This is a genomic window from Saccharospirillum sp. ABV4_185 (assembly GCF_056159245.1).
On the sequence record NZ_JBSWUW010000001.1, the window covers coordinates 1,070,442 to 1,082,599 of the forward strand.

A 12,158-nucleotide genomic window follows, 5' to 3' on the forward strand; every position below is an offset into this window, starting at 1 on the left:
CCATGATCAGGCCTCCGCTGGATGTTGATCATCGGCTTTGGCATCACGCCGCCGCGCGTAGTTCAGATAGAGCCGTTCAATCGGATGTTTCATCATATGTTGCAGCGCGCCGGAGAATAGAATCACCAGACCCTGCAGCACCACCACAATGCGCGCATCGACGGAATATTCGAACTGCAACTCACTGCCGCCCTGGGTCAAAAAGCCAAACATCAACGACGCCAGCACAATGCCGAACGGATGGTTACGCCCCATCAAAGCCACGGCAATGCCGGTAAAGCCCATCTGGTTAACCAGGTTGAGCTTGATCTGGTGCGCCTGACCTTGCACCACGTTCAGCGCCATAAAGCCGGCCAAAGCGCCCGCCACCAACATGGTCAGGATGGTGACGCGGGAAATGCTGATGCCACCGTAACGCGCAGCGCTGGCGTTGCTGCCAACTGAACGGATTTCATAACCCCAACGGGTGCGCCACAGAAAGACCCAGACCGCGAACGCCACAAAGAGCGCCCAGACAATCGACAGATTCAGCGGTGAGGCGGCGATGCGAATACCGAAGAAGGCAAAGACTTCATGCATCTGCGGAATCCAGCTGGCGCGATCGAAGACCGCACTTTCCACCGACATGGTGCCGACCGGCTTGAGGAAATACACCAGCAGGTAATTCATCAACGACGCCGCGATGAAGTTGAACATGATGGTAGTAATCACGATGTGCGAACCGCGATAGGCCTGCAGCGCCGCCGGAATCAACGCCCAGAGCGCGCCAAACACAGCCGCGGCAATGATGCTGATCGGCAACAGCACAATAAAAGGCACATGACCGCCGAGCGCCAGACACACCAGACCAACACCCAAGGCGCCAATATAAGCCTGACCTTCACCGCCAATGTTGAACATGCCGCACTTAAAGGCTACCGCTACCGCCAGCGCCGTGAAGATATAACTGGTCATGTAATAGAGGGTGTAACCGAGACCGTAACCGCTGCCGAAGGCACCGGAAAACATCGATTGCAGCGCCTCGAACGGATTGATATTCAAGTACAAAAAGACCAGACCGGCGGCAACCGCTGCGATCAGGATATTGGCCAGGGGAATAACGCCTACGGTAATCCAGGCGGGAATACGCTGCTGACTCATGCTGAAGCCTCCGCCTGAAGCGCTTTGATTTCATCGGGAACAATGTTGGCCATCATCAGGCCCAGGGTGCGTTCATCGGCCTTATCGGCTGGCACTTCGCCGACAATGATGCCGTCGAACATCACCAGAATGCGGTCGGCCAGTGAACGGATTTCATCGAGCTCCACCGACACCAGCAAAATGGCCTTGCCGGCATCACGCATTTCCAGAATGCGTTTGTGGATGGATTCGATGGCGCCGATATCGACACCGCGTGTCGGCTGACCGATCAGCATCACATCGTGGCCCTGCTCCACTTCACGGGCGATCACCAGTTTTTGCTGGTTGCCGCCGGAGAAGTTGGCGGTTTTCAGGAAAGGATCCGGCGGGCGAACGTCCCAGCTTGCCATCTTGGCCTGGCAATCATCGATCATCGCCTTCTGGCTCATTAGCACGCCGCTGTTATAGCTGGCATCGCGGTGATAACCCAGCACAAAGGCTTCATAGGCGGAAAAAGTGTTGATCAGCCCCATACGGTGGCGATCTTCAGGAATGTGCCCAACGCCCAACTGACGGACTTTTTCCGGGTCGATGGTGGTATCCGCCGTTACCGTCTCGCCATTCAGATACAGCTCGCCGGAGTCGATGCGCCGAATGCCCGCCAGCGCTTCGAGCAACTCAGACTGACCGTTACCGGATACACCAGCGATGCCGACGATCTCACCGGCACGGACTTCCAAAGACACATCGTTCAGACGTTTCACACCCTGACCATCGGTCAGACTGATGTGGCGCGCGGCCAGCTTAACGTCGCCGGGTTCAGCCTCGCCCTTTTCAACACGCAACAGCACTTTGCGGCCGACCATCAGCTCAGCCAGATCTTCCTGGCTGGTGTCGGCGGTTTTCAGATGCGCCACCATTTCACCACGACGCATGACCGAGACTTCGTCGGTTGCTGCCATAATTTCGCGCAGCTTGTGGGTAATCAGAATAACAGTGGTGCCCTGCTGTTTAAGCGATTCCAACACCTTAAACAGATGCTCGGTTTCCTGGGGCGTCAGTACGCCGGTCGGTTCGTCGAGAATCAGAATACGGGCGCCACGGTAGAGCGCTTTAAGAATTTCGATGCGCTGCTGGTAGCCGACCGACAATTCTTCGACCGGCACATCCAAAGGCACATTCAATTGGTATTCGGAGGCCAGCCGTTCCATTTCGCGGCGGGCTTTACTGAGGCTGGTTTCAATGGCGATACCATCCTCGGCACCCAGGATGACATTTTCCAGGGCGGTAAAATTCTGAATCAGCATAAAGTGCTGGTGCACCATGCCGATGCCGGCGTTAATCGCCGTTTTTGAATCTTTGATATCGAGCACCTGACCATCGACCAGGACATCGCCTTTATCGGCCGCATAAAAGCCGTAAATGATGCTCATCAGGGTTGATTTACCGGCGCCGTTTTCACCCACGATGCCGTGAATGGTGCCTTGTCGAACCTGAAGGTTAATGTCCTTGTTGGCATGGACGTCGCCGAAGCGCTTGTCGATGCCGCGCAGTTCCAGTGCCATTGCCATGGCAGAATCAGAAGCTGAATCGGGGGGAGTCATGGGTCACCCGGTAATCGTTAGCTAACGGAAGGATAGGCCCGGACCGATCAGGGGTGGAAGACCGGTCAGGGCCGAACAAAAAAGCACTCGCGGGGTGGCGAGTGCTTTTCAGCGACAAGGCTGAAGAATCAGATGTCGCAGCTGCCAGTCGTGGTGTAGTCGTAAACGTCGATCTCACCATCGATGATGGCTTGACGGATTTGCGCCATCTCTTCTTCCCACTCCGGCTGAATCAGGTCCTGGTTGAATTCGTCCAGAGCCCAGTCAACACCGCCAGCAGACAGGTCGAGGACCTTAACGCCGCCTTCCCACTCACCGGACTGGCCTTCTTCCCAGGTCTGGTAAGCAGCAACACCGACGCGCTTGACCATGGAAGTCAGCATGGTGCCCGGCTGCAAGTAGTTTTGGTTGGAGTCAACGCCGATGGCATAGATGCCTTCGTCAGCCGCTGCCTGATAAACACCGATGCCAGTACCACCGGCTGCAGCGAAGATCACATCAGCGCCCTGAGAGATTTGTGACTTGGCCAGCTCAGAACCACGTGCCGGATCGGCGAACGCAGCCGGCGTAGAACCGGTCATGTTCTCGAAGTAATCAATATCGCTGTTGACGTACTTGGCGCCTTGCTCAAAACCACAGGCGAACTTACGAATCAGCGGAATATCCATGCCACCAATGAAACCAACGGCACCGTTTTCACTGGCCATGGCCGCCAGCGCACCGACCAGGAAAGAACCCTGGTGCTCAGCAAAGACGATGGACTGAACGTTGGGCAGATCGACCACAGAGTCGATGATGGCGAACTGAGTATCCGGGAACTCAGCGGCTACTTTCTGGATTGATGAATCGAAGTTGAAACCAACAGCAACGATCGGGCTGTTGCCGTTGCTGGCCAGACGACGCAGGCCTTGCTCGCGCTGCTCTTCGTTCTGCGGTTCGAATTCGGCGACGGTTACGTCTTCGTGATCAGCATTGAATTCTTCAACACCGTTACGGAATACCGCTTCGTTAAAGGACTTGTCGAACTTCCCTGCCGTGTCGTAGATCACAGCCGGGCTAAAACTTGCGGACTGCTCTTCTTCGCTATCGGATGAGCAACCCGCCACCAAAACAGCGCCCGCGACGGCCGTCGCAGCAGCGACCTTGAACATACCTTTCATGGAGAATCCCCTATCAGCGATTAAAGTTATGGTTGTTTTTGCATACGCCCAACTGGCCCGACCCGGACCGTTGGGAGCACTCTAGGCATAGCTGACCGAACGGTCAACCCCTGAAGCCCCAGTGCAACAAACGCCTGCATTATACACGGCTATACGGGTGTTACAGCCGCAGAATCCCGCAATGCGATCCAGTGCAAACACTTTGTTATGCAAAAGCCTTACCGCAGCTATAAAGCCCGTGCTTTGGCCGGTTTTCCAGGGCAGAAACAACACCACCGGCGCGAGGCCGGTGGTGGTATCGGTCGGTCCCGAACAAGCCGGGACGAGCACCTTACAGAATGGCTTGAGCGCGTTCGACCAGCGCATCGGCGGTAATGCCGAAATGCTGATACAGCTCACCGGCCGGAGCCGACTCACCAAAGCTGGTCATGCCCAGAACGGCACCCTCGAGGCCAACGTATTTGTACCAGAAATCGGCGATACCGGCTTCAACGGCAATGCGCTTAACACCGGTCGGCAATACCGCTTCACGATAGGCGGCATCCTGGGCATCGAAACGTTCGGTGCAAGGCATGGAAACCACACGAGCCGCTACGCCTTTCGCCGCCAGTTTGTCGGCTGCGTCGATCGCCAGACCCACTTCCGAACCGGTCGCGATCAGAATGATGGCCGGGGTGCCGTCGCTGTCACGCAGTACATAGCCGCCTTTTTCGATATCGGCAATTTGCTGACTTGTCCGTTTTTGGTGCGCCAGGCCCTGACGCGAGAATACCAGTGCACTGGGATGGTCCTTCGAGGCAATGGCGTTTTTCCAGGCCACGGCCGTTTCCACCGTATCGGCCGGGCGCCAGGTCTCCAGATTTGGTGTCTGACGCAGCGACGCCAGTTGCTCGACCGGCTGGTGAGTCGGACCGTCTTCACCCAGACCGATGGAGTCGTGGGTGTAGACGTGAATCACCGGCTGCTTCATCAGCGCCGACATACGCACCGCGTTACGAGCGTATTCCATAAAGATCAGGAAGGTCGCGCCGTAAGGACGGAAGCCGCCGTGCAGCGCCAGACCGTTCATGATGGCGGTCATGCCGAATTCACGCACGCCGTAAAAGCAGTAGTTACCATCCGGCTCAGCCTGGCTGACGCCCTTGGCACCGCTCCACAAGGTCAGGTTAGAAGCCGCCAGGTCAGCGGAGCCACCAAAGAGTTCCGGCAGTTTCGGCGCAAAGGCTTCAATCGATTGTTGCGACGCCTTACGGCTGGCGATGGACTCGCCCTTGGCGTCGATGTCTTTAATCAGGCCTTCGGCAAACTGCTCGAAATCGGCCGGCAGTTCGCCCTTCATGCGGCGCACGAACTCTGCCGCCAGTTCCGGATGTGCACTCTGATAGGCGTTGAACGCATCCTGCCAGCTGGATTCGGCTTTACGACCTTTGCCGCGCGCATCCCAGGCGTCGTAGATGTCTTGCGGAATGTCGAACGGACCGTGTTTCCAGCCCAGTTTCTCGCGGGTCAGCACGATTTCGTCATCACCCAGGGCCGCGCCGTGGCTGGCTTCTTTGCCTTCTTTATTGGGTGAGCCAAAACCGATGATGGTTTTGCAGCAGATCAGCGTTGGCTGATCCTTATTGTCACGCGCGGTCTCAATCGCCTGCTTGATCTCTTCCGGATCGTGACCGTTAACACGCGGAATCACCTGCCAGCCGTAGGCTTCGAAACGCTTGACGGTGTCGTCGGTAAACCAGCCTTCCACTTCACCGTCGATGGAAATGCCGTTGTCGTCATAAAAAGCAATCAACTTGCCCAGGCCTTGCGTACCGGCCAGAGAAGCCGCTTCGTGAGACACACCTTCCATCAGACAGCCATCGCCGAGGAACACATAGGTGTGGTGATCGACAATGTCGTGACCTTTGCGGTTGAACTGAGCACCCAGCGTTTTTTCCGCCAGCGCAAAACCGACGGCGTTCGCCAGACCCTGACCCAGCGGGCCGGTGGTGGTTTCGATACCCGGCGTATAGCCATATTCCGGGTGACCCGGCGTGCGTGAATGCAGTTGACGGAACTGCTTGAGGTCTTCAATACCGAGGTCGTAACCGCTCAGATGCAGCAACGAATAATGCAGCATGGAGCCGTGGCCGTTGGACAGGATAAAGCGGTCGCGATCGTACCAGCTCGGATTGGTCGGGTTATGCTTGAGATAATCGCACCAAAGTACCTGGGCGATGTCGGCCATGCCCATCGGCATGCCAGGGTGACCGGAATTGGCTTTCTGGACCGCATCCATACTCAGAGCGCGGATCGCGTTGGCGAGATCACTGCGTGACGGCATCAAAACATCCTCGATTGATTCATTTGTTGTACGAGCGACGTGTCCGGGAAGGGCTCCCGAAAAGCGATAATAAAGTGTCCCAAAAGTGAACCGCAGGGCCAATGAACCCGTTAACAAGTTGCGCAGGGTCACCCAGCACTTTCGAGACGCGAAATAATATCAGAAAGGCCGCGCCCGGGGCCACGACACCCGGCCACCAAATCTATATCAATATTTTTTGATATAGATATTGAGAAAGCCCGAAACCGCTGCTAGTCTTGCCGCCATGAACCTAGAGCAACTGCCTGCCTTCTTTAAAGCCCTCGGCGACCCGACCCGACTGACCGTATTACAGGTGCTGGGGCAGGGTGCTTTTGGCGTGCTCGAACTCAGCGATCTGCTCGATGTCAAACAGTCCGGCATGAGTCACCACCTGAAAATTCTCGCCAAAGAGGGTTGGGTGGAAAGCCGGCGCGAAGGTAATTCCATTTATTACCGCCGCGCCCTGACCGACCAGCTTGGCCTGCAACAAAGCCTGTTTCGCACGCTCGACAGCTACGCTCTGCCGCAGCCTTTGGCGACCAAGCTCGACGACATTCGCGCCGCCCGGCTGGAAGCGGCCCAGGCATTTTTTGCCAGTCACGCTGATGAACTGGAACTCTATCAGGAACGTATAGCGCTCTTTGGTCAGTACGGACCGGAGACGCTGGCGCTGCTCGACAACGTGCGCCAGCCCAGCCACCAGGCCGTACTGGAAGTCGGCCCGGGTAAAGGCGAGTTTCTGCGTGCGCTGCATGAACGCTTCAATTCAGTCACCGGTGTCGATATTTCCAGCGCCATGCTCGACCAGGCGCGCGGTCTGACCGAAGACCTGACCGGCGTCAAACTGCGCCAGTGCGACACCGCTGCCTTGGTCGCCGAAGGCGAACGTTACGACCTGGTGGTCTACAACATGGTTTTGCACCACGTACCGGCACCCGGTCAGGAATTGCAGCAATGCGCCCAACTGATGGCCCCCGGTGGCCTGTTGGTGGTTACCGACCTGTGTCGTCACGAACAGGAATGGGCTTACAGCGAATGCGGCGACCAGTGGCTCGGTTTCGAGCCCGATGAACTACACCAGTGGGCCACCGCCGCCGGCCTGGTCCACGAAACCGGCCGTTTTTTGGCCTTACGCAACGGCTTTCAGGTGCAAACACAGCTGTACCGCAAGCCAGGAATACAACACGAACACACAAGCCGTCACGCCACCGTGGCAGCCTGACCCAATCATCATCAGCTCGAGGGAACCACAATGAGCGAATACAGCCTGTTTACATCTGAGTCCGTCTCCGAAGGCCATCCGGATAAAATGGCCGACCAGATTTCCGACGCCGTTCTGGATGCCATTCTGACCGAAGACAAAAATGCCCGCGTCGCCGTCGAAACCCTGGTGAAAACCGGCATGGCGATCATCGCCGGTGAAGTGCGTACCAACACTTACGTCGATCTCGAAGACATCGTGCGCGGCGTCATTCGCGACATCGGTTACACCAGCTCAGACGTCGGTTTCGATGCCGATTCCTGCGCGGTATTAAATGCCATCGGCAAACAATCGGCCGACATCGCCATGGGCGTTGACGAAGCCGACAACAAAGATCAGGGCGCCGGTGACCAGGGTCTGATGTTCGGTTACGCCACCAACGAAACCGACGCCTTTATGCCAGCGCCAATCTACTTCTCACACCGGCTGGTGGAACGCCAGGCCAAGCTGCGCAAAAACGGCACCCTGCCGTGGTTGCGCCCGGACGCCAAATCTCAGGTCACTTTGCGCTACGAAAACGGCCAGCCAGTCGCGGTCGATGCCGTGGTTCTATCAACTCAGCACGACCCCAACATCAGCCTGGGCGATTTGCGCGACGCCGTGCTCGAACACATCATCAAGCCGACGCTGCCGCAAGAATGGCTGCACGACAAAACGCTGTTCCACATTAACCCGACCGGCAACTTCGTTATCGGTGGCCCGGTGGGCGACTGCGGTCTGACCGGCCGTAAAATCATCGTCGACACCTACGGCGGCATGGCGCGTCACGGCGGCGGTGCTTTCTCCGGTAAAGACCCATCAAAAGTCGACCGTTCAGCCGCTTACGCCGGTCGTTACGTGGCCAAAAATATCGTCGCCGCTGGCCTTGCCGATAAGTGCGAAATTCAGGTCTCTTACGCCATCGGCGTCGCTGAACCGACTTCAATTTCCATCAACACTTTCGGCACCAATAAGGTTGATGAAAACCTGATTGCCGAACTGGTGCGCGAACACTTCGACCTGCGTCCGCGTGGCATCGTCGAAATGCTCGACCTGCTCAAGCCGATTTACCGCCCAACTGCTTCTTACGGCCACTTCGGCCGCGACGGTTTCAGTTGGGAAAATCTGGATAAAGTCGACGCTTTGAAAAAAGCCGCTAGCCTCTAATCAAAATCACAGTGTTAGCGCTGGACGAAGTTGGCGCCTGCCGTCTCCCGTCCAGCGTTAAGCAGGAGAAAACAATGACCACCGCAACCGACTTAACCACCTTCACCGACTACAAAGTCGCCGACATCAACCTGGCCGGGTATGGCCGCAAAGAAATCGCCATTGCCGAAAGCGAAATGCCGGCACTGATGGCGTTGCGCTCCAAATACAAAGCCGAACAGCCATTAGCCGGCGCGCGCATCATGGGTTGTATTCACATGACCATCCAGACCGCCGTGCTGATCGAAACGCTGGTGGAACTGGGCGCGGAAGTGCGTTGGTCATCGTGCAACATTTTCTCCACTCAGGATCACGCTGCCGCTGCGATTGCCGCCGCCGGCATTCCGGTATTCGCCTGGAAAGGTGAAACCGAAGAAGAATTCCTCTGGTGCATCGAACAAACCATCCTCTCGGAAAAAGACGGCAAAGAGACCTGGAACGCCAACATCATTCTTGATGACGGCGGCGATTTGACCGAGATGGTGCACAAGAAATACCCGCAGCTGCTGAACGACATTCACGGCATCAGCGAAGAGACCACCACCGGTGTGCATCGTCTGCTGGAAATGCTTGATGAAGGCACGTTAAAAGTCCCGGCGATCAACGTTAACGATTCAGTCACCAAGTCGAAAAACGACAACAAATACGGTTGCCGTCATTCCCTGAACGACGCCATCAAGCGCGCCACCGATCACCTGCTGGCCGGCAAGAAAGCGCTGGTCATCGGCTACGGTGACGTCGGCAAAGGTTCGGCTGCATCCTTGCGTCAGGAAGGCATGATCGTGCGCGTCACCGAGATCGATCCGATCTGCGCGATGCAGGCGTGCATGGATGGTTTCGAAGTGGTCTCGCCGTACAAAAACGGTCAAAACGACGGCACCGCCGCCAGCATCAACAAAGAACTGCTGGGCAACACCGACCTTATCGTCACCACCACCGGCAACACCAACGTCTGCGATCAACACATGCTGACCGCACTGAAAAAAGGCGCCGTGGTGTGCAACATCGGTCACTTCGACAACGAAATTGACACCGCCTACATGCGCAAAAACTGGCGTTGGGATGAAGTGAAGCCGCAGGTGCATCAGATTTTCCGCAGCGACGACAACAGCGACTATCTGATCCTGTTGGCCGAAGGCCGACTGGTCAACCTGGGCAACGCCACCGGCCACCCGAGCCGCGTTATGGACGGTTCTTTTGCCAATCAGGTGCTGGCGCAGATGTATCTGTACGAACAGAAATTTGCCGACCTGCCGGAAGCCGAAAAAGCCAAGAACCTGTACGTGAAAGTCCTGCCGAAAAAACTCGACGAAGAAGTGGCGGCAGAAATGGTGCGTGGTTTCGGTGGCGTTATTACCCGCCTGACCGACCAGCAAGCCAAATACATTCGTGTACCGGTCGAAGGTCCGTACAAGCCGAACGATTATAAGTACTAAAAACGCTCGACGCTGGATGGGAGACGGCCGACGCTAACTAGCGTTGTGCGTCTTCCGTTCAGCGTCTCCCGACAGAGTCCAAATAATGTCCATCTCCGTTCCCGTCAGCTTTGAATTTTTTCCGCCGCGCACCGAAGCCGGTTATGAAAAATTGCTCGAAGAACACGCTGCATTAAAAGCCGTGAATCCGGAATTTTTTTCGGTCACTTACGGCGCTGGGGGCTCCACTCAGGAACGCACCATTCAGACCGTGATTGAGCTGAATCAGCGTGGTGTGCCGAGTGCGCCGCACCTGTCTTGCATCGGTACTACGGAAGCGACAGTGGTCGAATTACTGGATCGTTACCGCGATGCCGGCATTCGTCGCATCGTCACCTTGCGCGGCGATTTGCCGTCGGGCATGGGTGGTACTGGTGGCGACTTCCGTTACGCCAGCGACCTGGTGCGTTTTATCCGCACTCGTTACCAGGACACTTTTAAACTCGAAGTTGCGGCCTACCCGGAAATGCATCCGCAAGCGCCAAACTTCGATGCCGACATTCAAAATTTCATCACCAAGGCCGAAGCCGGTGCCGACCGCGCCATCACTCAATACTTCTACAACGCCGACGCCTACCGTCACTTCGTGCGTGAAGTAAGGGCACGCGGCTGTGACATCGAGATCGTGCCGGGTATCATGCCCATCACCAACGTATCGAGCCTGATCCGCTTTTCCGATGCCTGCGGTGCCGACATTCCACGCTGGTTGCGTAAGCAACTCGAAGCCTGCGGCGATGACAGTAAACGCATCCAGGCGATTGGCCAGACAGTGGTGACGACCCTATGTCACGAACTGCTCGACAGCAACGCACCGGGGCTGCATTTCTACACCCTGAACCGCGCGGAACCGGCGTTGGCGATTCTGGATCGGCTGAAGTAAAAGGGACATGGGAGTGATCCGCTCCCTTTAAGCCTAATGGACTGTGAGGCAGCAACTCTCCACCTGTAACCGGCTTTAATTCAAGCAAGATCCGGCGACTTGAAACACTCGATCTATTCCTGGCACGGCTTCCGGCCCAAGGCTTCGAAACATTCAACTCGCCCGGGCAAAGAGTCGAAATATTCGCGTGAAATACAGTGGTCAGGTTTAAAATCCGCATAAGCAAAGCGCTGGTAGATTAAATAATGGAGATATAAATGCGTATAATTTTGCTAGTAGCTATATTGTTTATGCATTCGCTGGCTGTAACGGCACTATCGGATACCCTCTTCCCAAATTCTGTTGTCTCCAATGACTTAGAGTTCATCCAATCTTCTGATCAAACCGCTTTTTCCTGCCTAGCCTACAAAGGCGTGCAACGGGCAGAGATGCCCGACAAACGTAGCGATACACTCTTTGATAACGGAACCTATACTTTTGTTGCCAATTACACGGACGGCACTTCGGTCGGGCTTTGGGCGAATTCCAGCTTCGGCTCTCAGGCCGCTGCACTGAGCGTGGTAGAGCCGGTTGCCCAGGCTATTGGAAAACTGCCTACAGTCATGCGATCTCAGCTGGATCATGTTGTGATTCACGAGGGCGATGAAACGGCTTTTGGTGAGGCTGAAGGGCACTTCTTCGTACTGTACTCCGATAACATCCGAACGCGTATACGCAACCACGACTTAGAAGAAACCGTTTTCCATGAATCAGTCCATGCAACATTGGATGCACGTTACTTGAGAACCCGGGCATGGCGAAACGCACAGCAAGCCGATGGTGCCTTTGTGACGGACTACGCAGCCAGGGAACCGGACAAAGAAGATATGGCTGAATCCGCGCTTTTTGCCTGGACGATACTCCTACACCCTGGTCGTCTACCCCAGAATGTTGAAACGCAGACACGGGAAATCATGCCGAATCGCTTGGCCTTTTTCGAAGATTTATTCTTAGGGCAACCATTATTTCATCGCGCCGGCCCAGAAAAGAGCTGCTAAGAGTCGGTGACATGTTAGCGAGACGAAACCCGCTCAGGCTGCAAGCTCCCTGCGAATAACTGCGGCTGTATAGATGGGGGATTGCACACCCAC

The 12,158-nt window shown here is 56.1% G+C and carries 9 protein-coding genes; 5 read left to right on the plus strand and 4 right to left on the minus strand.

The annotated features are described in order from the left end of the window. Positions 1–6: 6 nt before the first annotated feature. The 4 genes from ACXAE6_RS04855 to tkt all read right to left on the minus strand — a co-directional run bounded on the left by ACXAE6_RS04855 (position 7) and on the right by tkt (position 6,206). Positions 7–1,140, minus strand: coding sequence for an ABC transporter permease (locus tag ACXAE6_RS04855; RefSeq protein ID WP_475145203.1), 1,134 nt, complete (start codon positions 1,138–1,140; stop codon positions 7–9). Further along, positions 1,137–2,723, minus strand: coding sequence for an ABC transporter ATP-binding protein (locus ACXAE6_RS04860; protein WP_475145205.1), 1,587 nt, complete (start codon positions 2,721–2,723; stop codon positions 1,137–1,139). Before ACXAE6_RS04860 ends, ACXAE6_RS04855 begins: the two co-directional genes overlap by 4 nt. A gap of 128 nt (positions 2,724–2,851) precedes the next feature. Beyond that, positions 2,852–3,883 (minus strand): BMP family lipoprotein, encoded by a 1,032-nt coding sequence (locus ACXAE6_RS04865; RefSeq protein ID WP_475145209.1) that lies wholly within the window; start codon positions 3,881–3,883, stop codon positions 2,852–2,854. A 331-nt stretch (positions 3,884–4,214) separates the two neighbouring features. Then, positions 4,215–6,206, minus strand: a complete 1,992-nt coding sequence (gene tkt, locus ACXAE6_RS04870) for a transketolase (RefSeq protein WP_475145212.1) — start codon at positions 6,204–6,206, stop codon at positions 4,215–4,217. Positions 6,207–6,471: 265 nt separating this feature from the next. Here tkt and ACXAE6_RS04875 point away from each other — a divergent pair, with 265 nt between their 5' ends. The 5 genes from ACXAE6_RS04875 to ACXAE6_RS04895 all read left to right on the plus strand — a co-directional run bounded on the left by ACXAE6_RS04875 (position 6,472) and on the right by ACXAE6_RS04895 (position 12,065). Further along, a complete protein-coding gene (locus tag ACXAE6_RS04875) occupies positions 6,472–7,449 on the plus strand; it encodes a metalloregulator ArsR/SmtB family transcription factor (protein WP_475145215.1) in 978 nt (325 codons plus the stop codon). Positions 7,450–7,479: 30 nt separating this feature from the next. After that, positions 7,480–8,634 (plus strand): methionine adenosyltransferase, encoded by a 1,155-nt coding sequence (gene metK / locus ACXAE6_RS04880; RefSeq protein WP_475145218.1) that lies wholly within the window; start codon positions 7,480–7,482, stop codon positions 8,632–8,634. Positions 8,635–8,708: 74 nt separating this feature from the next. Further along, positions 8,709–10,109, plus strand: a complete 1,401-nt coding sequence (gene ahcY, locus ACXAE6_RS04885; RefSeq protein ID WP_475145221.1) for an adenosylhomocysteinase — start codon at positions 8,709–8,711, stop codon at positions 10,107–10,109. An 85-nt stretch (positions 10,110–10,194) separates the two neighbouring features. Continuing rightward, positions 10,195–11,028, plus strand: coding sequence for a methylenetetrahydrofolate reductase [NAD(P)H] (gene metF, locus ACXAE6_RS04890; protein ID WP_475145223.1), 834 nt, complete (start codon positions 10,195–10,197; stop codon positions 11,026–11,028). Positions 11,029–11,285: 257 nt separating this feature from the next. After that, entirely contained in the window at positions 11,286–12,065 is a 780-nt protein-coding gene (locus tag ACXAE6_RS04895; RefSeq protein WP_475145224.1) for a hypothetical protein, read from the plus strand. Positions 12,066–12,158: the final 93 nt, after the last annotated feature.